The 24,523-nt window shown below is 44.4% G+C and carries 19 protein-coding genes and 2 tRNA genes; 15 read left to right on the top strand and 6 right to left on the bottom strand.

Annotation, left to right across the window (positions count from 1 at the left end):
- Positions 1-61: 61 nt before the first annotated feature.
- Positions 62-1,381: a glutamate--tRNA ligase gene (gltX, locus tag BLU12_RS02205; RefSeq protein ID WP_091460249.1), complete on the bottom strand. Its 1,320-nt coding sequence runs from the start codon at positions 1,379-1,381 to the stop codon at positions 62-64.
- A gap of 162 nt (positions 1,382-1,543) precedes the next feature.
- Between gltX and polA the strand changes: the two genes are divergently transcribed.
- Positions 1,544-4,114 carry a DNA polymerase I gene (gene polA, locus BLU12_RS02200; protein ID WP_091460248.1) on the top strand — a complete coding sequence of 857 codons (2,571 nt, stop codon included), beginning with the start codon at positions 1,544-1,546 and terminating at the stop codon, positions 4,112-4,114.
- 10 nt (positions 4,115-4,124) lie between these two features.
- Here the strand turns inward: polA and BLU12_RS02195 are convergent, their stop codons facing one another.
- Positions 4,125-5,609, bottom strand: coding sequence for an ABC1 kinase family protein (locus tag BLU12_RS02195; protein ID WP_091460246.1), 1,485 nt, complete (start codon positions 5,607-5,609; stop codon positions 4,125-4,127).
- A 151-nt stretch (positions 5,610-5,760) separates the two neighbouring features.
- Between BLU12_RS02195 and BLU12_RS02190 the strand changes: the two genes are divergently transcribed.
- A complete protein-coding gene (locus BLU12_RS02190) occupies positions 5,761-6,927 on the top strand; it encodes a SurA N-terminal domain-containing protein (protein ID WP_091460244.1) in 1,167 nt (388 codons plus the stop codon).
- A gap of 118 nt (positions 6,928-7,045) precedes the next feature.
- On the opposite strand, the gene BLU12_RS02185 is transcribed toward BLU12_RS02190, so the two are convergent.
- Positions 7,046-7,618 (bottom strand): 2-oxoacid:acceptor oxidoreductase family protein, encoded by a 573-nt coding sequence (locus BLU12_RS02185; RefSeq protein ID WP_091460243.1) that lies wholly within the window; start codon positions 7,616-7,618, stop codon positions 7,046-7,048.
- A gap of 28 nt (positions 7,619-7,646) precedes the next feature.
- Positions 7,647-9,521: a thiamine pyrophosphate-dependent enzyme gene (locus tag BLU12_RS02180; protein ID WP_091460241.1), complete on the bottom strand. Its 1,875-nt coding sequence runs from the start codon at positions 9,519-9,521 to the stop codon at positions 7,647-7,649.
- 172 nt (positions 9,522-9,693) lie between these two features.
- Between BLU12_RS02180 and BLU12_RS02175 the strand changes: the two genes are divergently transcribed.
- The 12 genes from BLU12_RS02175 (at position 9,694) to BLU12_RS02120 (ending at position 22,060) form a co-directional block, all read left to right on the top strand.
- Entirely contained in the window at positions 9,694-10,395 is a 702-nt protein-coding gene (locus tag BLU12_RS02175) for a GntR family transcriptional regulator (protein WP_159428496.1), read from the top strand.
- 14 nt (positions 10,396-10,409) lie between these two features.
- Positions 10,410-11,765, top strand: a complete 1,356-nt coding sequence (locus BLU12_RS02170) for an acyclic terpene utilization AtuA family protein (protein ID WP_234945378.1) — start codon at positions 10,410-10,412, stop codon at positions 11,763-11,765.
- Between the two features lie 2 nt (positions 11,766-11,767).
- The gene (locus BLU12_RS02165; RefSeq protein WP_009200538.1) at positions 11,768-12,094 is read left to right on the top strand and encodes a DUF4387 domain-containing protein; all 327 of its coding nucleotides are present in this window, start codon (positions 11,768-11,770) and stop codon (positions 12,092-12,094) included.
- A 62-nt stretch (positions 12,095-12,156) separates the two neighbouring features.
- A complete protein-coding gene (locus BLU12_RS02160) occupies positions 12,157-13,149 on the top strand; it encodes a Bug family tripartite tricarboxylate transporter substrate binding protein (RefSeq protein WP_091460237.1) in 993 nt (330 codons plus the stop codon).
- 63 nt (positions 13,150-13,212) lie between these two features.
- Entirely contained in the window at positions 13,213-13,647 is a 435-nt protein-coding gene (locus BLU12_RS02155) for a tripartite tricarboxylate transporter TctB family protein (RefSeq protein ID WP_091460235.1), read from the top strand.
- Positions 13,648-13,663: 16 nt separating this feature from the next.
- Entirely contained in the window at positions 13,664-15,157 is a 1,494-nt protein-coding gene (locus tag BLU12_RS02150) for a tripartite tricarboxylate transporter permease (RefSeq protein ID WP_091460233.1), read from the top strand.
- 28 nt (positions 15,158-15,185) lie between these two features.
- Positions 15,186-17,117, top strand: a complete 1,932-nt coding sequence (locus tag BLU12_RS02145) for an aconitate hydratase (RefSeq protein ID WP_091460231.1) — start codon at positions 15,186-15,188, stop codon at positions 17,115-17,117.
- A 12-nt stretch (positions 17,118-17,129) separates the two neighbouring features.
- Entirely contained in the window at positions 17,130-18,392 is a 1,263-nt protein-coding gene (icd, locus tag BLU12_RS02140) for an isocitrate dehydrogenase (NADP(+)) (RefSeq protein WP_091460230.1), read from the top strand.
- 342 nt (positions 18,393-18,734) lie between these two features.
- Positions 18,735-19,799, top strand: a complete 1,065-nt coding sequence (locus BLU12_RS02135; protein WP_091460228.1) for an AbrB family transcriptional regulator — start codon at positions 18,735-18,737, stop codon at positions 19,797-19,799.
- Positions 19,800-19,924: 125 nt separating this feature from the next.
- Positions 19,925-20,018, top strand: a tRNA-Ser gene (locus tag BLU12_RS02130).
- A gap of 15 nt (positions 20,019-20,033) precedes the next feature.
- Positions 20,034-20,110, top strand: a tRNA-Arg gene (locus BLU12_RS02125).
- Positions 20,111-20,350: 240 nt separating this feature from the next.
- Positions 20,351-22,060 (top strand): ABC-ATPase domain-containing protein, encoded by a 1,710-nt coding sequence (locus BLU12_RS02120; RefSeq protein ID WP_091460226.1) that lies wholly within the window; start codon positions 20,351-20,353, stop codon positions 22,058-22,060.
- A gap of 6 nt (positions 22,061-22,066) precedes the next feature.
- Here the strand turns inward: BLU12_RS02120 and BLU12_RS02115 are convergent, their stop codons facing one another.
- Entirely contained in the window at positions 22,067-22,423 is a 357-nt protein-coding gene (locus BLU12_RS02115) for a S24 family peptidase (protein WP_091460225.1), read from the bottom strand.
- Positions 22,424-22,436: 13 nt separating this feature from the next.
- Positions 22,437-23,696 carry a Y-family DNA polymerase gene (locus tag BLU12_RS02110; RefSeq protein ID WP_091460223.1) on the bottom strand — a complete coding sequence of 420 codons (1,260 nt, stop codon included), beginning with the start codon at positions 23,694-23,696 and terminating at the stop codon, positions 22,437-22,439.
- Positions 23,697-23,840: 144 nt separating this feature from the next.
- On the opposite strand from BLU12_RS02110, the gene BLU12_RS02105 reads away from it, so the two are divergent.
- On the top strand, positions 23,841-24,491 hold the full coding sequence (locus BLU12_RS02105; protein WP_091460222.1) for a helix-turn-helix domain-containing protein: 651 nt from the start codon (positions 23,841-23,843) through the stop codon (positions 24,489-24,491).
- The last annotated feature ends 32 nt before the right edge of the window (positions 24,492-24,523 follow it).

Raw genomic sequence — 24,523 nt, 5'->3', positions numbered from 1 at the left:
AGGGCCCGAGCGGCTTATGATTAAAATGCTCGGGCCCTTTTTCAAAGTTTAGTTTGAAAACTTATTCGGATACGTTGAGTATGCCCCAGTGGGAAAGCCTTTTTATCGTCTCGTCCTTTCCAAGAAGTTCGATAACTTTGAAAATTCCCGGGCTAACCTTGGTGCCCGTCAGAAGGATTCTCAACGGCATGGCTATCTTTTTCAAAGGCACTTCTTTTTTGTTGCTCCACTCCCGAGCGAAATCTTCCAAAGCCTTCGTTTCCCACTGGGATAGTTTTATCATATCCTCACAAAAGGGACCCAACACCTCCTTAGAAGCTGCAGCGTATTCGCGATCGACCCTTTCTTTAACGGGCTCGAAGGTCAAGAAATAATCAGTATATTCTGCCAGCTCCTTTAAGGTTTGTCCCCTTCCTTCCATTATACCTAAGACCTTGGCCAGATAATCGGAGCTATGGTTGTGATAAGGCAGTCCCAAATCTTCCCAGAATGGCTTGACGGCTTCCAGACGTTTGTCGGGATTCATTCGCTTGATATGTTCCTGATTGATGTGGCGCAATTTGTCCATATCGAATACCGCTGCCCTTTTATTTACGTCTTTGATGTCAAACAACTCGACGGCTTCTTCTATGGTAAAGATCTCGCGGTCATCTCCCGGTGACCATCCCAGCAAAGCAAGGAAGTTAAATAACGCTTCTGGCAAAAAGCCCATATCTTTATATTCAAGCACGTTGGTGGCTCCGTGCCTTTTAGAAAGTTTCTTTTTGTCTTTTCCAAGAATCATTGGCAGATGTGCAAATTGCGGGAGCTCGAAACCCAGGGCCTTATAAAGCAATATTTGCTTAGGCGTATTGGCGATGTGGTCCTCCCCTCTTATGACGTGGGTTATGGACATAGTGTAGTCGTCTATGACAACGGCATAATTATAGGTTGGCATTCCGTCGCTTTTTATCATTACTATGTCCTTTAAGGTTTCGCTTTTAACCTCAATATGTCCGTAAACTATATCATCGAAGGACACTATCTCGCCGGGAACGACCCTGAATATAATGGCTTCGCCTTCGCGATAGGCGAGCCCCCTATCCACCAGCTTGCCGGCATATTCCCTATATATTTCAAGCCTTTCGGATTGACGGTAGGGACCATAAGGACCACCGGCTCTGGGGCCTTCGTCCCACAGCAAGCCAAGCCATTCAAGGCCGGAATATATGCTTTCCTCATATTCCAGGGTTGACCTTTCTCTGTCCGAATCTTCTATGCGAAGCACAAATTTACCGCCCATGTGCCTTGCCCAAAGCCAATTAAAAAGTGCCGTATGGGCACCTCCAATGTGAAGATTTCCCGTCGGACTCGGGGCGAAGCGAACTCTGACTCCGTTCATGAATAATACCTCCTAATCAAGAGTAACGAGTAATGTGATATTTCAGCATCCAATAAACATTATGGCATTTTTAGACTTGAAGATGGTACAAAAATCTGCCTTTGTCATCGGCTGTTGCATATATTACAATTGTATCAAAAACTAAAAGGGAGATGTCGCTTTTTGAAGGAAGAAAGGATACTTTTAGTGGATGGACATGCCTTGGCCTTCAGGGCTTTCTATGCCTTGCCGGAACTTAACGCGCCCGATGGTATGCCTACCAATGCAATATTAGGATTTTTAAATATGCTGCTTAAGATAATAAACGATGAAAACCCAGATCAAGTCATTGTCTTTTTCGATGCCAAAGGCGAGACATTCAGGCATGAAGCATACAAAGAATACAAGGAAGGAAGGCCTCCGACTCCTGAGGAGTTTAAGTCGCAATTGCTCCTCATAAAGGAAATAATGAAATACCTCGGTTATCCCGTCATAGAGATTGAGGGCGTTGAGGCAGACGATGCAATAGCCTCTGTCGTTCGTATTTTGGAGGGAAAGGGCAGCACTTTAGTGCTGACGGCCGATAAGGACATGCTCCAATTGATAAGGGCTGATGTCAAAGTCATGAGACCCATAAAGGGCGTTTCTACTTTCAAGGTATATGATGAAAAAACCTTTGAAGAGGAGTTTGGTTTTCCTCCCTCTTCCTTTCCCGATTATCTCTCTTTGATAGGAGATAAAGTGGATAACATTCCCGGCATTCCCGGCATTGGGCCCAAAAGAGCTTCGGCATTAATACAACAATATGGCAGTTTGGAAAATTTATATGACCACATAAACGAGCTGCCCCAAAAAATTGCATCGAGCCTGAAGGATAAAAAGGACGAACTGTTCCAATGGAGAGAGCTCATTCGCCTGCGTGATACCTTGTGTATAAACCCCGATGAATTTAAAGGCGGGGGAGAAAGAGATAAAGAAGCACTGATTGATATATTTCAAAGGCTTGGCTTTAAGCAGATACCCGAAAGGCTTGGCCTGAGCGTAAAGGATGTCGATTCAAGGGAAACTCGCTCTAAAGCGGGAGAGGGTGAAAAGACGCCAAACACTGAGAAAAGCCAAGATTGGAGTAAAATCGTAGCCTTAGCCTTTGAAGGCAGGGGCCGTTATCCTCAGTCCTTTGCCCTTTCACGATGCGTCTTAGCCGAAAGGGAAGGGTCTTTTTATCTGTTAGAGCCTAAAGGCGATGACGATTACGATGCTTTGGTCGAAAAATTAAGGGAAAAAGAAATCCTGATCTGGGGGTTCAAGGAGTTTACAACTGCAATAAAGAAAGCACCCTTTGAAAAGGACAAGGTATGGGACGGCAAAATAGCTTATTATTTGCTTCATCCCGACAAATCGTCATCCAAAGAAGGTTTGGCCGAAATAAAAAGGATGCTGAAAAGCGAAGAAGGCCTCGATAAAGAGGCTTTGTCCCTTTTTGACCTGTACGGGAAGATATCTTCAGAGATGGACGAAGCATTGCATGGCCTCATGTATCGAATCGATATACCTTTGTCGGTTGTCCTTTCAAAGATGGAAAGAAAGGGAATACGCCTCGACCTGGACCATCTTTGGAAGGTAAAGCATGAGCTGGAGAGAACACTCGATGACGTAAAGGCCTCCATAGACATGGCGGCCGGTTCCAAGGTAAACCTAAACTCGCCCAAGCAGGTTGGTTGGCTGCTTTTCGATCACCTGGGATTACCTGTCATAAAGAAGACTAAAACGGGATATTCGACCGATGTTACCGTTCTTGAGGAGTTAAGTCGATTGGATAGGCCCGAGGCATTGGTGGCAAAACTTCTCCTGGATCACAGGGAGCTTACTAAGATGCTTACCGGATTTGTACAGCCCTTGATCGACGCCATCGATCCCAAGACCGGAAAGGTGCATACAACATTTGAGCATACGAGCACCGGTACCGGGCGGTTGAGCAGCCGAGATCCAAACCTTCAAAACCTCCCTGCCTACGGTGACTGGGCAACGAAACTAAAGGAGGCGTTTATCCCGGATCGAAGGGACGGCATATTTATCGCTGCCGATTATTCACAGATAGAGTTACGCGTTCTGGCGCACATTTCAGGAGACAAAAAGCTATGCGAAGCCTTTGAGAAGGGTAGAGATATTCATGCAGAGACGGCAGCATGGATATTTGGTGTGGATACGGAAAAGGTTTCCCCAGAACTTAGGAGAATGGCGAAAATGATAAACTTCGGATTACTGTACGGAATGACTCCCTATGGCCTTGCATCGAGGTTAAATATAGGCAGAGAAGAGGCCAAAACAATTATAGATAGGTACTTTTCTGCCTTTCCTAAAGTGGGAGATTACATTGAAAAAAGCTATGAGGAGGCAAGAAAGAGAGGTTATACCCTCTCGCTTTTTGGGAGAAGAAGACCACTGAACGAGGTTACTACAGTAGTGGGAAACAGCACGGCAGCTTTGAAAAGGGTCGCTATTAATACCCCAATTCAAAGCACGGCCGCCGACATAACAAAGATCGCCATGATACGCTTGGACGAAGCCCTACAAAGAGAAAATATTGATGCTGCGCTAATATTGCAAATTCATGACTCACTCATTTGTGAATGTTCCGCAAAGGACGAGGAGGTCGTTTCCGGGATCCTAAAAGAGAGCATGGAAAGCGCCGTAGAGCTTTCGGTGCCTCTGGAGGTTAACCTAAAGAGCGGCCGCACTTTGGCCGAAGTGTGAAGCGCAGCCGCTACCTTCTGACGAGAATAAGAGAGGCAAACAGCCACAGGGCAAACCAATATGGGTGAGCGCCCTGTGGCAAAGCCATGAAGCCGATGCCGAAAATCGACAGCAAGAAGGCCATGCCCAAAGCTGATGTATCGCCTTTTTTCTCCTGCTGTTTTCTGCTCGTCGATGTTGTTGTCATGGAAATGTCGAATAGGGCTTGTTTTACTTTTTCCTTTCCAAGTTCCATGAAGAGGATTGGCTGAAGGTGAAGAATAGAGGTAACTTCCTGGAAACTTTCGTTTAAAAGCTCCTCAAAGCCAATTTCGGGATCCAGCGTGTGGAGAGTGCCCTCGAGCATCGATAGGGCCTTGACCTGATATAATAAGGGCTTCGGTATCTTTATGCCCCAGATAGGGCTTTGGGCTATCATGTCTTTTAGCATGTCGGGCAAGGAAAGCTGTCCTAAGGGCCTGTGCAGATAGTCCTCGAGAAAGTCGTATATTTCGTTTTCAATGGCCAAAGGATCCGATTGACCCTGAATTACTCCCAGGGACGCGAGGCTGCTGTAGACGAGGCTGATATCCCTGCGCAGCAATCCCCAAAAGAGCAACATGGATTTATGTCTTATCTTCTCTGATAAAAAGGTAGTGGCGCCGTAATCCAAAAGCACCAGATGCTCGTCTTCGTCCACCAATATGTTTCCAAAATGAGGATCCGTATGAACGAGCCCCTCTTTTAGAAATTTATATAAATAGGTCTTTGCCAGAGAAAGAGCCATATGGTGACGCCTGAAACGTGACAAATGAGGCACGGCCCTATCGAGCCTCTGGCCGTTGTGAAACGACATGGTGAGTATATTTTTGGTGCATAACCCGGCGTATCCCTTTGGGACTTTTACTTCCCATTCGGCAGGCAATCCTTCGCCGTATTTTCTCATGCATGCCAGTTCCCTGAGAAGGTCCAGTTCCTTGATGATGTTGCTGGAGAATTCATCAACTGTATCCTTCAGATCGATGGGGAATGATTGAGAGTCGGGGAGTCTCTTGACCAAAAAGCGCATTATTTTTATATCTTCTTCGATGCGCTGCTCGACATCTGGTCTTAAGATCTTCATCGCGGCAACCCGCCCGTCTTTGAGATCGCATTTATGAACCTGTGCCAAGCTGGCAGCACCAATGGGCTGGGGATCCCAAAAGGATATCTCGTCCAACTTGTCTCCCAGCTCGTCCTGGATAAGCTTAAACACCTTTGGCGGAGGAGAGGGAGGTAACTCGTCCAACAGATGGGATAAAGCTTCTGCTATAATGGGCGGCAGCACGTCGTAATGACAGCTCAACATTTGGCCGAGCTTGATGAACGAAGGCCCCAGATGTTCAAATCTGTTTTTTATATCGGAGACCTCGTCCTCAGGTATGGTTTTATAACTCCTTAAACTGAGCCTGCGAAGCTTGATGAATAGCGGTATCGCATTTAGCGTCAGCTCGCTACCTCTCGTTAAAATGCTCAAAAAGTATCACCCCTTTGCCCGTTGCCTCTATTATATACGGAGATATACTGATTTTGTTAAAATAACTGTTGTGATATATACTATGTGCTGTTATGTGTATAGAAAATATGTGAATGATTTTCGGGAACCATAATGAAAGGGGAAGGTTGTAATGATTTTAAAGGCGCTTCGAACGAGAACTAAGGTAATCATGATCGCAGTCGCAGTAGCATTCGTTATTTCCATATTTGCAGGGTATGGCATTTACTCCAGAAGAGAAGGTTCTTCCGCCACTACGGAGAAGGATAAAGTGGTGGCCAAAGCCAATGGAACCAACATCATGCTTTCTCAGATAGATATGGGTGTCAGGCAATTAATGGACCAGATGGGGATAAGCAACTTACCTCAGAGTCAGTATTATATTTTGAGAAAACACGTTTTGGACCAAATAGTCTTAGATATGGAGTTGGATAAGGAAGTCAAGGATAACAAGATCGAAGTCACAGATGATGAGATAAACGTGGCCATGGATAGGATAATTTCCCAGTTCCCGACAAAGGAAGCCTACCAGGATTATTTAAGCGCATATAACATCAAAGAGGAAGATCTTAAAAAAGAACTAAGAAGGCAGCTGGCTCAGCAGAAGCTATTGCAGACGGCGGTGAAAACGGACGATACGGTTACCGAGGAAGAAATGCAGGAGTTTTATGAGGCTAGAGGCAACGACTACTTCGTGCGCCCCGAAGGACTGTGGGTGAACTTTGCTGTTTTTTCTGACGAAAAAACAGCTCAAGAAGTCAGGGATGCCCTTGCGAGTGGACAGACATGGGATGATGTAATGAGTCAGTATGGCGATAAAGCTTTGCACAGCACTTCCTACGATAAGCCTTTACTGTTGCCAATGACGACTTTGGAAGCCCAGGAAGAGTTGCTACCCCTGAAGGAGCTAAAAGAAGGCGAGCTTAGCCAACCAATCCAGCTTGATGAGGAGCAGTTTGGTATCTATTTGGTCAAAGGATACCAAAAACAGGAAAAGATCCCATATGATGAGGTTAAAGAAAATATTAAACTTGCTTTAAGCCAACAGAAAGCCCAAGCGCAACGTCAGGAGTATTTGCAGGGTTTGGTAGATAGGGCTAACGTTGAAATAGTCGACTCTTCCGTATTTGAGGCGCCAAAGGTCGAAGAACCTGCACAACCTTCGGCGGAAGAAGAGGGTGGCCAAGGCAGCGATGTTGGAGTAGAGGTCGTTGAAGAAGGCCAATCCGAAAATCAGGCAACAAGTCAAACGGCGGAGCAGACAGAGACCGATGCCAAGGAAGAGGCTCAGCAGCAATAATATAATCTTTGAAAACTGAAACTGATCTTTTTGAAAATAGCAGAGAGGACTTTCTTTAATAAAGGTTGTCCTCTCTGCTATTATTATAGGAAGTTAGTTAGTTAAATGATAAGAAGAATTAATCTGCTAAAATTGAACGAAAAAGGTTTAAGTTCAATTCGAGAACCTTCCCGGACAACAGGTCCTCTAAGGCCATTTCGTAGTGTCTTGGTTCGACCGAATCTATCAGCCTTTCCCTTGCCAAGGTTCCGAGTATAGCTATGTTTTGCATTCGAGGGTCGGGCACTTCCCTTGAAACGGCGTATTCTTTGACAGATCGCATCTTGCATTCCCTGCTTATATCGTCAATAGTAACGGATTTTTCTTTGCCAAGCCGTACGTTCAGAGGTTGCAGTGATACGCTGTAATAAACTAAGGTACCTTTATCTCTGAGATATGTGTTCAGCCCTCTTAAGGCTTCGTGAATTTCAAGGGCCAAGACCATATCGGCTAGCCCCGGCATTATCAAAGGAGAAAATGCATCCTCTCCTATTCTAATGTGAGAAGTTACCATTCCGCCGCGTTGGGCTAATCCGTGAGTGTCGACTCCTTTTACGGTCAGGCCAGCATGATCTGCGGCGCGTATAATGGTTTCGCTAAGCAATCCTATTCCCTGGCCGCCAACGCCGATCACGAAAATATCTAGCTTCATCTTAACCCCTCCGTTCCTTCGGGAAGCCTTATTTATCCTGATAACCTATTGCCCAGACAGGGCAGGTTTGAATACAAGAGCCGTCTCCTATACACAGCTCTTTGGAAGTTATTACGGATCCGTCGTCCATGAGCTGAAAAGTAGGGCAGGCAAAGACCTTAAGGCACTCATATATGTGTTCGCATTTTTCCTTGTCAACCGATACCTGTCTTTCCACACCTTTGCCCTTCCTGCGTTGTTCTCTGGTAAATTTAAGCATGCAAGGATGGGTAGCTATGACGACGGAAAAGCCCTCTTCGTTAACTGCTTCCTTGATGGCTTCGGTGAGTTTTTCCTGCGAGTAAGCATTGACAACTCTGACGGAGTTGACGCCAAGTCCTTCAAGCATTTTCTTTATAGATATTGCGTCTGTTGGGCCGTTGAAGTTCTTTCCCGATCCGGGATGATCCTGATGACCCGTCATTGCCGTCGTGCCGTTTTCCATTATTACGAGCGTCAGATTGTGGCGGTTGAAGACTGCGTTGATAATGCCTGGTAATCCGGCATGAAAAAGGGTTGAGTCGCCTATAAAAGCCACTACCTTCCGTTCGTCGTTGAACAAAGAAAGGCCCGATCCCGTGCCCGTAGAATGTCCCATACACAAGAGGACTTGCCCCATTTCGTGAGGCTCAAGGTAACCCAAAGTGTGACAACCTATGTCGGCAACAGTTATGTCGGTGCCCTTTAAAGCCCGTTTTACCGCGTAAAAGGCGGATCTGTGTCCGCATCCGGGGCAAAGCTGAGGAGGCCTCGGCGAAGGCAAAACGCCTTTGGGAGAAAAGTCCGTCTCCGGAAGCAGGTCATTCCATGTTTTTTTCATTACCTGATAGACCTTTTCGGGTACATATTCACCGATCCAATCTTCTGCGTCCTTTTTGCCTAAAATTTTCGTCTTCAGTCCATGATCGAAGGCAAGGCTTTTGATCTCAAGTTCTATGAAATTATCCAGTTCTTCAAGTATTTTTACTTCCTCATGGGAGGACATGAAATCGACAATGGTTTTTTCCGGCAGAGGATATACTATGCCAAGTTTTAAAACATCTGGTTTGCTATCGGCAAACTGAAGTGTGTCCATTAGCGATAAAAAGGGCAGGCCTATCGTTATAATACCCCTTTCTTTATTGCTGTTATCTACGGTAGTGTTGAAGGGCGAGTCTTCGGCATATTTTTTGACGGCATCTATGTTTTGGAGAGCTCTTCGCTTCATGGGGTATACAGTCGCCGCGGTCAGGGGAATATAACAGCTAGTTTTAGGATCGAAACGTGACGTTTTGTCCAAAGGCCGGGGCTCCCAGTGGCCAAAACCAACTTTTTCCTTTGCGTGGCAGACGTGAGTAGTAAGCCTTACGATAATCGGCATGTGGTGTTTCTTAGCCAGATCGGCTGCCTCCAAGAACATTTCATATGCTTCCTTTGGGGTGGCGGGCTCAAAGACGGGGACATAAGCCAGGCGAGCAAGATGTCTGTTGTCCTGCTCGTTTTGAGAAGAGTTGGCTCCGGGGTCATCTCCCAGCACTATCACCATGCCGCCCAAAAGATCCATCATGGAAAGCTGAACGAAGGAGTCGGCTGCGACGTTTAGGCCCACACTCTTAAAGAATGGACATGATAAATGACCGTTTATACTGGCTCCGAAGGCTACCTCAAGCGCTACCTTTTCGTTCGTCGAAAATTCGAAGTAGAAAGGGCGCTGATCAAAGGGTATGGAGGCTATTGCCTCGGCGATTTCAGGAGTGGGAGAACCCGGATAGGACGTTGCAACCCTTACCCCTGCCTCTATCATAGCCCTTACAATTGCAGTATCTCCCATGACAATCTCGCTGAAAGGTTCCTTTCTTATAAGCATCTCTCCTAAGCTCTTCAAGATTGCCACCTCGCTTATCAGATAAAATGAATTAAATTTATTTTAACACTTATAAGAAATTATTCGAGTATCAAAATAGATACTTGACAAATAGCATATAAATTGTATCCTTGTATTCAGGATGCGAGTATCCAAAAATGATGTAATTGATTTCATACGGAGGCAGAGTATGATGAGCGAACAAAAATTGATTGAACCCATACCTTATGATGACTTCAGACCTGCTAGAGATCTAGTGCTTGAGCGTCTCAGAGAGGCAATTTTAAACAGAACCCTAGTGTCTGGTGATCGTATAGTAGAGTCGGATCTTGCTCAAATGCTTAATGTGAGTCGTACTCCGGTTCGCGAGGCATTGCGAGTTCTTGAAGCAGAAGGACTTTTAAAAAGAGTGCCGCGGAAGGGTTTGTTTGTAAAAGGAATAACCAAAGAAGATGTGGAGGAAATTTACGCTATTCGAATCTCACTCGAATCTCTAGCCGTTTCTAAAGCAGTAGAGAAAATTGCCCCTGCCGAAATTAATCGATTAAAACAGTTAGTAGATCTAATGAGAAATTATACTGAATCATCGCAAGCTGATAAATTATTCTCTGTTTGTCAGGAGTTTAACGATATATTGGTCAGATCTTGTAGGATGCCCAGATTAATTAAACTTGTCAGAGTTTATATGGAATATTTGGAACAATTTAGAACTATATCCATGGCAAAGCGAGAAAGGCAAATAGTTGCTCTCAATGACCATGAAGAAATATTACAAGCGGTTATTGAACGTGATCCAATACGTGCCGAAATGGCAGTCAAAAAACACTTAACAGGTGCCCTAGAGGCATTTTTAAGAGAAGAAGGTCTTTGCGATAAATCAGAAATCAATAAATAGGTGGTGAAGTGACAGTGAAAGAGCTTCGCATTCTTACGCCAAACGGAATGTTGGGTTATGGTTTTCCAATTAAGTGGTTCAAACGAGCATTATCAATGGACCCTCACGTAATAGCTGTCGATTCTGGTTCTACTGATAGTGGTCCACATAAACTGGCTATGGGTGTTATGACATGTTCCAAAGAGGCTTACACGAAAGATATATCGTTATTACTAGAAGCTATCGCAGAGAAAAAGATCCCCCTATTAATTAGTTCTGCAGGTGGGGCTGGGACCAACGCTCAAGTCGACACTTTTATAAATATTATAAAAAAAATATCTAGAGAGAAGGGATATCATTTTAAGATTGCAACAATATATAGCGAGATTGATAAGTCCATAATTAAAGAAAAGTTGAAAAAAGGGCAGATAGCACCCTGTGGACCTGTCGAACATCTATCTGAAAAAGAAGTGGATTTAGCCACTACCATAGTTGCTCAAATGGGCGTCGAGCCAATTGTTAAGGTCTTAAAAGAGAATGATATAGATATTGTAATAGCCGGAAGGTCTTATGATCCTGTTACCATAGCGGCGCTACCAATAAAGGAGGGTTTTGATCCAGGACTTGCCTGGCATATGGGTAAGATAATGGAGTGCGGGGCTCTCTGTGCAGAACCCGCAGGAAAAGTGATGTTCGGTACCATAAGGGATGATCACTTTATTCTTGAGCCTGGAAGCCTCGATGAACGTTGTACCACATGGTCGGTAGCAGCGCATACATTATACGAAAAATCTCACCCTTACTTATTACCTGGTCCTGGTGGTATCTTGGATTTATCTAATACCAGTTTTGAACAAATTGATGACAGAAGGGTTAAAATTTCTGGCAGTAAATTCAATCCTTCGGATAAGTACACTGTAAAACTTGAAGGAGCAAAGAAGGTAGGGTTCCGCTCTATATTTATAGCAGGTGCAAGAGACCCTATTTTTATAGATCATATCGATGATGTGTTGGCTCGAGTGACGGAGGATGTTAAGGATTACTTCAAAGATATACCCGAGGATCAATATCAAATGATATACCATGTATATGGCAAAAATGGGGTTATGGCAGAACTTGAACCTATTAAAAATTTTATGCCCCTCGAATTGTGCATAATTCTTGAGGTTGCAGCATCAACGCAAGAGCTAGCAACTGCGATTTGCTCACGTGCTCGGACGGAACTTTTGCATTGTCCTTATGAAGGACGCATAGGTACGGCGGGTAACATAGCACTTCCATTCACGCCTCTTGAGATTCCCTTAGGAGAAGTGTGTGCATTTAACGTTTATCATCTTATGGAGATTGATGATCCTGTAAATCTTTTCCCTGTTAATATAATGGAGGTGTAGTTATGGATAAAAAAATGGTAAAACTAAAGGATATAGCGAAAGTTATAAGAAGCAAAAATGCTGGCCCTTTTGAGCTTACCTTTGATGTCATATTTAAAACCAAGGAAGACTACGAAAAGGTAAAATCCTGCGGCGCAATAAATCGTGAGTTGGTTGCAAAGCTATATGGAATAGAGCCGGAAAAAATATTGAATTTTGTTTTTTTCGATGCTGCAAACGCATTCAAATTTACGATACCACGCATGCGTCCGCAAGGATCTGTCGGCGAGATTGATATGCATGGTGCGCAACAATATGTACCCTTATTTGATATAGAAATACCCTTATAAAATAAATGTTTGCCATGTAAGGCAATCCAAATAATTATTCAATATAAGGGGAGGTAAGGAAAATGAAGGTAAGAGGTGGTCTAATAGCGGGTTTTTTGGTTTTGCTTTTTCTGTTTGGAGGTATGGCTGTAGCTCAGGATAATTATCCTTCCAAGCCTTTTGAGTTCATCGCACCGGCAGGTCCTGGTGGAGGTTGGGACACGACAATAAGGATGGTGGCAAGGGTGTTGCAAGAAGAAGGGCTTGTATCTGTCCCCATGCCCGTGGTTAATAAGCCAGGCGGAGGCGGAGGGGTAGCCCTCGCATATTTGCAACAACGCAAAAGTGACCCGCATACAGTAGCAGTATATTCTCCGCCGCTGTTGTTAATTAATCTGACAGGGCAAACAAAACTTTCATATAAAAATACTGCCCCAATTGCGAGGCTAATAAGTGACTATGGTGCTTTTGCCGTTCCGAAAAATTCCAAATACAATTCGATATCGGAGGTAATGGAAGCCTTAAAAAAAGATCCGAAGAGCGTTAAAATTGGAGGTCTATCTTCTCCTGGATCTATGGATCATGTGCAGTTTCTTATAGCTGCCAAAGCTGCAGGTATAAGCAATTTGGCGGATATCCCGTACATTGCTTTTCAAGAGGGGCAACATTTAGCGGCGTTGCTTGGGGGTCATATTGATTTACTAAGTACCGGGTTGGCAGAAACTCAAGGTCCTATGATGTCAGGAGATATTAAAGTCCTTGCCGTAACAAGACCTGAACCTTATAAAGATGGGCCCTTTGCCAATGTGCCCACCTTACGTCAGTCCGGAATAGATGCAGAGTTTATCAACTGGCGTGGTTTGTTTGGCCCTCCCGATATGCCGGAATATGCCGTTAAGTACCTTGAGGATAAGCTGTCTCAAATGGAGAAAACACAGTTGTGGGACGAAATATGTAGAACAAATGGATGGGATAAGAGCTTTTTGCCCTCCGATCAATTTAGGATGTTCCTTGATCATACAAACGAGCAGTACAAGGAAGTATTGCAAGCGATAGGATTTTACAAAGGGGAATAAATATCTAAAAAAGAGGTAGCCTATATTATTTGGGCTACCTCTTACATATAGGGGGGTATTTATATGAAGTCTGACGTAATTGTTGGAATTGCAGGACTAGCCTTGGGCATTTCCTATTTTGTTCAAAGCTTGGCTCTTCCCAAGGCTTTTATAGGAAATCCTTGGGCTCCAATATATTTCCCGATATCTTTGGGAATTTTGATGATTTTATGCAGTGCAATTCTTCTATATACAGGTATTAGGAAAAAAAGACGAGAAGAAAAAATATTAACTTCAGTTCCATGGTTTTATGTTTTAGGAACTATGGCTATAGGGTTTATTTATGCTTTTATATTCAACAAGATAGGCTTCATTCCCTCTACTATTTTCTTTATAGGAGCATTATTAATTATCATTAATGGAAAAAAGGGTTTAATAACAAATATTATAATTACAATTGGTTTAACTTTAGGAATATGGTATTGTTTCGAGAAAATACTATATATATCGTTGCCGTGATAGGAGTTGAGGATAAATGGAAACATTAAGTAATTTAATATACGGATTAACGATTGTTATTCAGCCTATAAACATAATATTTATGACAGTAGGATGTGTCCTGGGAACAATACTAGGAATGATGCCTGGAGTAGGTCCAGCAACGGGCGTGGCGCTCTTGCTTCCTCTTACGTTTACTATGAGGCCCGAAACTGCATTGATAACAATGGCCGCTATATATTATGGAGCAATGTTTGGTGGTTCCAGGAGTGCAATACTTTTAAACGTTCCTGGCGATGGTGCTGCAGTAGCTTCTTGTTTTGATGGATACCCAATGACGCTTAAGGGAAAGGCAGAGTCAGCTTTGGCAATTTCTGCTATTGCATCTTTTATTGGGGGACTCATTGCAGCAGTTATCTTCCTGGTATTGGCAATGCCTGTTGCCAGATTTGCCTTACGTTTTGGTCCTCCCGAGTACTTTACGTTGATGGTGTTTGCACTGGCTGCAACAGCTTCTCTTTCGCAAGAGAGCCCCATAAAGGGGTTTATGTCCCTTCTGTTTGGTCTAATGGTAACGACCGTTGGTATAGATCTACAATCAGGCGTATTGCGTTTTACATTTGGTGTAGCTGAACTTCAAACCGGTATCGATTTCGTTGTGGTTATAGTGGGGTTATATGGAATTGGAGAGGTATTCAAAAATTTCGAAACAATAAGGGAAACTGGTGTTTTTGCCCTAAAAAAGGCATTTGGTCGAATATGGATCACAATGGAGGAGTGGCGAAGGTGTTTAATGCCAATTCTTCGTGAATCTCCCATCGGATTTGTCATAGGGGTTCTTCCTGGAGCGGGTGGCACGATCGCTGCTATGATGGCCTATAGCAACGAAAAACGCCTTTCTAAAGATCCTGACAGTTTCGGAACGGGTATTCCCGAAGGTCTAGCAGCGCCAGAAGCGGCCAATAATGCTGCTTCCATCGGAGCCATGATTCCAATGCTGACTTTAGGGGTCCCGGGGTCAGGAACAACGGCAGTAATGCTGGGGGCTCTTATGATCTATGGGCTGCAGCCAGGACCGCTACTCTTTGAACAGCATCCCGAAATTGCCTGGGGTGTAATCGCTAGTTTATTTATCGGTGATATCATTTGCATCATTATAAATTTGCCCCTGGCAGGATTGCTAGTCAGAGTACTGTCTATTCCAGGACGTTTACTTTATCCTCTAATCGTCGCTATTGCATTTTTTGGAGTGTACACCATAAATTTTTCAGTGGTAGATTTTTATCTTTTGCTCATTTTTGGTTTCGTCGGGTATTTTATGAGGAGATATAAAGTTCCACTTGCGCCAATGATTCTTGCCGTAGTATTGGGTTCTTCAATGGAAAATTCCTTTCGTCAATCGTTAATGCTTTCTGATGGCAGTCTCGGTATCTTTTTCAGATCATCAATATGCATCGTCTTAATTACATTGACTGTTCTTTCGGTCATTTGGCCCTTTGTTAAAAAAATCAGGTTAGCAAATAGAGGATAACTAAAAACTTAGGAGGTATTATTATATTATGGGTTTAACATTAACAGAAAAAATAATAAAGAATCATTTGATTAAAGGAAATATGACGAAGGGAGCTTCTGTGGCCATTAAGATAGATCAGACGTTGATTCAGGACGCCACAGGCACTATGGCCATGTTAGAACTTGAAGCCACAGGAGTTAGAAGTGTTAAAACGGAGCTGTCCGTAGCTTATGTTGATCATAACATGATTCAAGAGGATTTTAAAAATCCTGATGACCATAGGTTTTTGCAGGATATGGCCGCTAAATACGGGCTGGTGTTTTCAAGGCCTGGAAATGGGATATGCCACCATGTTCATCTTGAGCGTTTTGCAGTTCCTGGAAAGACGCTCCTTGGCAGTGACTCTCATACCCCTACAGCGGGTGGTATTGGGATGCTTGCCATTGGTGCCGGAGGTTTAGATGTAGCATTGGCTATGGCCGGCATGCCTTTTACCCTGATAATGCCTAAGATCGTCAAAGTACATCTTACGGGCAAACTTTCTCCTTTCGTTTCGGCAAAGGATGTGATATTAGAGGTATTGCGGCGTATTTCGGTTAAGGGCGGAGTGGGAAAAGTCCTCGAATACTGTGGTCCTGGCGTTAAATCCTTAAGCGTGAGCGAAAGAGCAACTATAACTAATATGGGAGCCGAAACAGGTGCTACTACCTCTATATTTCAAAGTGATGACATAACACGGGAATGGCTAAGAGCTCAAGGCAGAGAGCGATATTGGGTACCTTTGTATCCAGATGATGATGCTGTCTATGATGAAGAAATTGATATAGACTTGTCTTCATTAGAACCGATGGTTGCAAAACCCTTTTTACCTGATAATGTAGTGTCAGTTAAGGAGGTTGCAGGCACTCGCGTAGATCAGGTAATGTTCGGTTCATGTACAAACTCCTCACTGCGCGATATTTTAACCATAGCGCATATGCTTAAAGGCAGGAGGATACATCCCAATGTCGATGTTGGGCTTTCTCCGGGAAGCAAACAGATTTTGTTGCAGGCGGGTGCTGAAGGAGCTATCGAGGACCTAATTGCAGCGGGCGTGAGGATTTTGGAAGCAAGTTGCGGAGCATGTGTAGGCATGGGGTTTGCGCCTCCTACAGACGGCGTTTCTGTGAGAACAATAAATCGTAACTTTTACGGAAGATGCGGGCATGCGAGCGGAAAGGTATATCTTGCCAGTCCCGAAGTCGCAGCAGCAGCTTGTATTACAGGAGTAATTACTGACCCGAGGGGAATTTGCATAGAGCCATATCATTTTGAAATGCCCTCAAATCTCATAATCGATGAAGGAATGTTCATAGCTCCATCGCCTGAACCGGAGAGAGTTACTGTTCGAAGAGGGCCCAATATAAAGCCGTTGCCTGAAATGGAACCCATGTCCAATAAGCTTGATGGCCAGGTCTTGATAAAGGTAGGAGACGACATTACAACGGACCACATAATGCCTGCAGGAGCCAAATTTTTGCCGTTGCGTTCTAATATTCCCGCCATTGCAGAGCATGTCTTTGAAGTAGTGGATCCAGATTTTTCAAAAAGGGCCAAGGAGCTTAAAGGCGGATTCATCGTAGCAGGGATGAATTATGGTCAAGGATCAAGCAGGGAGCATGCCGCTTTAGCGCCAAGGTATTTAGGTGTTAAGGCCGTTATAGCCAAAAGCTTTGCTCGTATCCATTTGGCAAATCTTGTTAACTTCGGTATATTGCCATTGATTTTTGCCAATATAGAGGACTACGAGAAGATAGATCGGGATGATCGACTTGTCTTCGATATCAGTCAACTTAATGTCGAATCTCAGGCGGTTTTGAGGAATCTAACGAAAAACATGGAAATTCCTGTTAAATGTCCTTTAAGTGGCGATGATTTAGATGTCGTTAAAGCAGGTGGTAAGCTTAATTGGATTAAATTGAACACTTCTACTAATTAGGAGGTAACTTAAATGTCAAATTTTCCCGGGCTTAAACTTACAAATATAGATGCGCCTTCTCTTGGTTCCCCCATTACGATGACAGATGAAGGTAAACTAATCGTACCGAATGATCCTGTAATTCCCTTTATAGAAGGCGATGGAATTGGCCCCGATATAACACGGGCAATGAAAATTGTTGCGGAAAATGCCGTTTACAAGGCATATGGAAGCAATAAAAAGCTTCACTTTTGGGAGATATATGCAGGCGAGAAATGCAATCGATTGTTTGGCAACTGGCTTATTGACGATACCCTTGAGGCTATTAAATACTTCAAAGTTGCGATAAAAGGACCTTTGATGACACCTGTCGGCGGTGGTATTCGAAGCATCAATGTAAGGCTTAGGCAAGCACTCGAGTTGTATGCTTGCATTCGGCCGGTTCGTTATTTCGACGGAGTGCCGTCACCTTTAAAAGAACCCTGGAAAATCAACATGGTAGTATTCAGAGAAAATATGGAAGATGTCTATGCCGGTATTGAATGGCAGGCTGGAAGCGTAGAGTGCGCCAAGATCAGAAACTTTTTAACGAATGAATTTGGCATTTCACTGCGAGAAGATGTAGGTCTTGGCCTTAAGCCAATATCAGTTTTTGGGTCTAAGCGCATTATGAGAAAAGCGTTGCAGTATGCCATCGAACGAGGCAGATCGAGCGTAACGATAGTTCATAAGGGAAACATCATGAAATACACTGAAGGGCTATTTAGAGCTTGTTGTTACGAGGTGGCAAAAGAAGAATTTTTTGATCAAACTATTACAGAAGAAGATTTAACCAGCAAGGGAACAGGGTTTTCTTCTAGCAAAAAGGTGATTGTAAAAGACAGAATAGCCGATGCCATGTTCCAGCAAATATTGCTCAGGCCGGAAGAATACGATGTAGTAGTTACTCCAAATTTAAATGGAGACTATCTCTCGGATGCGATTGCTGCTACGGTTGGGGGTTTAGGCATGGCGCCGGGAGCTAATGTTGGCGACGAGGCGGCTGTGTTTGAAGCCACTCACGGTACAGCTCCAAAATATGCAGGCATGGATAAAGTAAACCCGACTTCATTAATTCTTTCCTCTGTCATGATGCTTGAGCACATAGGGTGGGGGGAAGCAGCTGCTTTTATAGTTAGGGGCATAGAAAGGACAATACAATCTAAAACTGTTACATACGATCTGGCAAGGTTAATGAAAGGAGCTTCTGAGGTCTCGTGCTCTAAATTTGCCGAAACTGTGTGTGAAAATATGTAGTAAACGCACATGATTGATATTGCTTTGATCAATAAAACAGTCCAAAAAGTGCAAGGGATTGCCTAAAAAGCACTCAAGTCTGTTTATAGGATTGTTTATTGTTAAAGATTGATGTGTATAAAAAACTGGCTACGATATATCTTATTTAGAAACATTTCTTGTTGATAATATAATATATACGATTTTGTAATTTTTATTTTTTATTCTTTTGACGAACCACAGTTCATGGATAGCGGGAAAATTATCATTAAATATCGATAATTTCCCCGCTATCTAAAAGATGGGATATCGTTGCTTACATTGCCTCTACGATATAATTCCCGACCAAAAAGAGGTGTAGTTATGTTGTTATCTCACCTGTTTGGGTTGTTTTTTCTCTTTGGAACTGGCGGATGTGTGGCGTGGTGTGCATCACAGTTTCGCTTACCAGCTCCTTTCGTATTGGGACCTCTCTTAAGCACCGCTTTGTTATGGTCGCTTGATGTAAATATTTCCTTTCCTACCAATGTCGTTTCATTTTTAAGCAAGATAACAATTGGATCTTTTATAGGACTTCGGTTCGATAGAAATTGCGCTAAATTGCTGGGTAATTTAGCCTGGCCATCTATCCTTCAATCTTTTTGGATGTTGAGCACATCTTTGGTATGTGCATTTCTCCTTTATACTTTAACCGATCTTCCTCTTTCAACAGCACTTTTAGGCTCCACCACTGGAGGTGTTGCAGAGATGGCACTCTTTGCTCTCTCACTTAATATGGATGTTGCAAACGTCACTATATTGCAAGTTTTTCGGCTAGTCGCTTCTATGTTTGTCATACCTCTATTGAGCTCAAAATATTCTGACCAGAGCTCTCAGCCATGTCGATCGTTTTCAGGTGAAGAGAAGTCAATTGATAGTGAGATTTTAAATAAGTCTAAACAAAGAGAATATTTTATTTTTATTGGCCTTGCTATATTAGGGGGGTGGATAGGCACGATTAGCAATTTACCTGCTGGTGCGCTTCTAGGTTCCATGGTCTTTGTTGGCCTTTTTTGCGCCTTTGGAGTCTCCATGTGGCATCCTCCGAAATTCATTCGATCCATTGCTCAGATCGGTGTAGGAATTACAATTGGTATGTATTTCACAAGGGATACTTTTTATCAGTTTTTTTCTATGTTCTTTCCTATTTTATTACTAAGTTCGGCCATGATAGTAAGTGCATTGGTTTTAGGTTTTTTACTGAAGAAGTTCACAAACTGGAACCTGGTGACTTGTTTGTTATCCGCTGCACCTGCAGGCCTCACGCAAATGGGAGCGATAGCGGAAGAGATGGGAGCAGATCCATTGATAGTGAGTCTCATGCATACAGTACGATTGGTGAGCATTCTCGTAATTTTGCCAATATTGTTTTCTATATTCTTGGATTAATTGAAACCTAAATCACAAAAGGAATCTCTTCAAAAGAGATTGTCAGGATGGTTGCCTTCTTTGTCAATTTTTGAGGAAGATCGGGATTGACATAAAGCTGGTTAATTTCTAGAATGTCTATGCAGGGTGGGATGGCCGAGTGGCTGAAGGCACTCGCCTGCTAAGCGAGTAGGGTGGCTAAAACCGCCCTCGAGGGTTCGAATCCCTCTCCCACCGCCATAGTTTTTCTGCGGTGCGCCGGTAGCTCAACTGGATAGAGCATCGGACTACGGATCCGAAGGTTGGGGGTTCAAATCCTCTCCGGCGCGCCAAATATTAATTTTGACACGTGGCGCAATCTTTAATTATAGATGCCCCCAAGACAAATGGCTTGGGGGCAAATTTGTTGGTATATCGAAATACAAAGTCGCACCCTTCGTAAGTCTAGTGCAATATCAATTATTCATTGCGATATAGGATGATTGCGTCACAATTGCCATTTTCCATCCTTTTTTGCTATTCTGGTAAACGCCTTGAAAAATCAGTCTTGTCTGTATTGGAGTGTTTGCGGAATGGAAAAGTTAAAGCGCATTTTATCTCAAATAGATGGCAGAGGTTATAAAGCATACAAGGAGCTTCAGGGTAAGACCTTTCGTTTCCCTCGTTATTCGCTCTGCTTTCAGTACATACAGGGAGATCCCTTTGCTCCGCCGTCGCAGGTTGCTTTGTCCATACCTTTAAAATCGGCAGGTTTCCGAGAGGAGTTGTTTTCGAATAAGATCAGACGTATAGCCCTTGAGGACTTTTTAGCCCGTTCAGTTGACAAAGCCATTGAAAAAGCTAATGGCAAGCGTCGCGGATCGGGTAAGAGCGGCTTGATAGCCATAGATGTTCCTAAACAGGAGGTCATCGAAAGGACTTGTATGCGGATCTTTCAGGACCGCATTGAAGCCAGGTTGTTTATCGGTCTTCCGGCAAGGGGAAGACGAATAGCCGGAGATGAAGCAATGGAGATGTTTTTTGAGGATCTTCCTGAGATTGCCGAGTCATCTCTTTTTATCGAGGTGCTTTCGAAAAGCGATATCTGGCGACATGTTTGTGTAGTGGAAGATCAGAATGCGCTAAGGTCGCAGCTGGAAGAAAGAGGTCTCGTCGCCTTTATAGCTAATGGCTCTTTGCTTCCGAGGCGAAGCGGAGTCGATCAAAGACCTCTGAAAAAAGACGAGGCTGTGCTTTTTGAAAGTCCTCCCTCTATGGAAGTGGAACTTAACGCCCCTAACGCCGGCAAAATAAGGGGAATGGGAATACCTAGAGGTATAACTTTAATTGTGGGCGGTGGTTTTCACGGCAAGTCCACCCTTCTTTCGGCCATTGAGCGTTCCGTCTACGACCATATTCCCGACGACGGAAGGGAGTATGTCGTAACATTGCGTTCAGCTGTCAAAATAAGGGCGGAGGACGGGCGCAGGGTAGAATGCGTTGACATTCCTCCCTTTATAAGTAATTTGCCCTTTGGTAAGGATACTCTTCGCTTCAGGACCGACAATGCCAGCGGCAGTACGTCGCAGGCCGCCAATATAATCGAGGCCATCGAGGCAGGGGCGAAGCTTCTGCTGCTCGACGAAGATACATCGGCTACTAATTTCATGATACGCGATGCCAGAATGCAACGGCTGGTCGCAGCAAACAGAGAGCCGATCACGCCCTTCATCGATCGGGCTCGTCAGCTTTTCGAGATTCTCGGGGTTTCGACGGTTTTGGTAATGGGAGGATCGGGAGATTATTTCGACATCGCGGACCGCGTCGTTTTGATGGATCACTACCGGCCTCAAGACGTCACTTCAAAGGCGCGTGAGATTGCCGGCGAATTGCCAAGCCAAAGGGTTCCCGCGGAGTCCGAGCTTCCAAAATTATCCAACGCTCGCATACCTCTGCCCGAAAGCTTTAATCCCATGATCGGCAAGAAAGTGACGGTTCGCTCCAGAGGAAAAGATCGCATACAATTCGGCAGGACTACCATCGATTTAACTTACGTCGAACAAATTGCCGAGGAAAGCCAAACCAGGGCTATAGGCGGCTTACTTCTTTATGCAGTAAGAAATGGCATTATCGACGGGAAACGTTCTGTACATGAAATTGTTAAAGCCTTGGAAGAACGCATTGACGCCGAGGGGTTGGAAGTCGCATCACCCTTCGCAAGGCCGTCGGCGGACTACGCAAGGCCAAGGCCCGAAGAAATTTGCGCTGCCATCAATAGGCTGAGGACGCTCGTCGTACGATAGGAAACTCTATCTTTTGCTTCTGGTTTCGTGCATTATCCACGTTACAATGCCGAAAAACTCTTCTAGCGTCGGAGTGTCTTGTAGGTTTGCATTAGTCCACGATCGTATGGCTAGAGGGGTAACTTCCTTCAGATGAAGTTCGTTATCCTCTACGACTATGGCGATATCCCCCTCCCTGGGGTTTAAGGAACGATCTACAATTAACACGTCGCCTTTTGCTATGCCCAATTCGGGGCGGTCGCCCGAAGCGCGTAAGAAATATGTTGATGGGCGGTTGTGTATGACCAATTCGTTTAAATCCAAGGAGTGGGCCTTTTCTGCGGCGGGCGTGGGAAAGCCCGTGGTGGTATTGAAACGTCGCATTTAGATACCTCCGTCATACCTTTACCAAGGGGATTTCGTCCCAGTAAGATGTGTAGCGAGGTGAGCGCATGGAAGCGCTGGCTACCCACTTTTGGCTGTTCGGCTTGCCTCCGGCGGCGAGCCAGATCATGGGTTTGTTGGCTTCAAAATTTATTTTGTCGATGATATGCATTAAGGCGTTTAATTTGACGGACTGACCTGTGTCACAAAAAAGTCCCCTCTGTTGCACCTCGTAAGGAGTAATCTCGGTAAACAGAACACCCACCCTTTTGTATTTCTTTCCCTCTATATAAGCTAGTTTAAGCCCTTCTAAGGCTGTCTTGACAAGCGATGGAGTGTCGTTTTTTGGAGTCTCAAGGCGTATTGTCCTGGTGCCCCAATAGAAGTCGTCGGTATGAAAGCTCGTGGCTATGTAGGTTGTGACGGTATCGGTTAGCGACCTTTGCGCTCTCAGTTTTTCCGAGGCCAAGGATGCATAAAAGGCCACGGCCTGACTGAGTTCGTCGTAACTTGTCAAATAGACCCCCAGCGACCTTGAAACGCAGATACTCTTTCTGTTGTCCGGAACTTCCCGAAAACCGAAACATCTCAACCCGCGGAGCTCATATACCGTTTTTAAGCCAACGATGGATAGGTGCTTTTTTATCCATCCTTCTTCGGCGTATTTCAGGTCGCAGGCTGTGCGTATACGAATCGCCCGCAGCTTTTTGGACTGGCGACCCCCTATTCCCCATACGTCTTTCACATCTATGCCTGCCAAAACCGAGTCGGGGTCTTTTTGTGCGGCGATATCATATACGCCTTCCTTGGCCTCTTTCGCCAACATGGTGGCGATTTTCGCTAATGTCTTTGTCTGGCCGATGCCAATGGATACGGGTATTCCTACAAATCTTTTTATCGAGCGGCGCAGCCTTTTGGCAAAGGCGATCTCATCGCTCGATTTTAAAGAGTCGAGCACTAAGAAACTTTCGTCGATGGAGTAGGGCTCTGCTTCGGGACAAAAATGCCGTATCGTCTCCAGGACTCTGCTTGAAATGTCTTGGTAAAGGGCATAGTTTGAGCTAAAGACCGCCACGTCGTTTTTTGAGATCGTTTCTCTGACTTTAAAGTACGGCACGCCCATGGGTATCCCTAAGGCTTTGGCTTCTCGCGATCTGGCTATTACACATCCGTCGTTATTGGACAGGACGACCACCGGTTTGCCCTCTAAGTCCGGCCGAAATATCCTTTCGCATGAGGCGTAAAAACTATCGCAATCCACTAGCGCTATCATCTCGAAGACCTCCCGCAAATTCGGCAGTTATTAACAAATATATTCGCTACTGGTAAAATATCAATGAGTCTTAAGAACTATTTTCGCTCAAAGAGAATATATTTTCGCACAAGGTGTATTATGTAGGATGGGGGTGAAAGAAAGATGTTGGGCGAACGCATAAGGACTTTGAGGAAGAAGATGAGAATGACCGCCACTGAATTGGCGAGGCGAGTAAAGACCAGCCCGTCTCATATCAGCGAAATAGAAAGAGGAGAGAAGACTCCAAGCCTTAACTTGTTGGTTAAAATCGCGAAGGAGTTGCAGACCAGCATAGATTATCTGACAGGGCTTGAGGGTTTTTCAAAAAAGGCTTTAGATGTGACTGAAGTGGCATTGTTGGATCAGGCCTCGGTGACCGCTGCGGGAAAGGCCCTGGATCAGACGGGGATATATCCCGTCGTGGAAGAGATGATTTATGTTCCCGAAGATGCCCTGGGACCTGTTGGCGATATCCCCCCCTTTGCCGTCAGAATCTCCGGCGAAAGCATGATTGGGGCAGGAATAACAGATAACTCTATAGTCGTCATCAATCCCAATGCCGAAGTTGGTCAGGGAGATGTGGCCCTCGTGTCGATCGGCAACGAGTGGACGGTGAAATACATATACACCAAGGCCGACGGTTCTTTAGAATTAAGGCCAGCCAATCCTTCTTACAGCCCCATATTTTTTGATAAAGAAGATTTGATCTCAGGTTTGGTGAAAGTGATCGGAAAGGTCGTATGGATAATAGGAAAACCCAAGAAGGAGTTTTGACGTTTTATTGACGCGGTCGTGCTAAGTTAATG

This window comes from Acetomicrobium thermoterrenum DSM 13490, from assembly GCF_900107215.1.
In the GTDB taxonomy this organism is placed as follows: Bacteria; Synergistota; Synergistia; order Synergistales; family Acetomicrobiaceae; genus Acetomicrobium; species Acetomicrobium thermoterrenum.
This window is presented reverse-complemented; position numbering and strand designations above follow the sequence as displayed.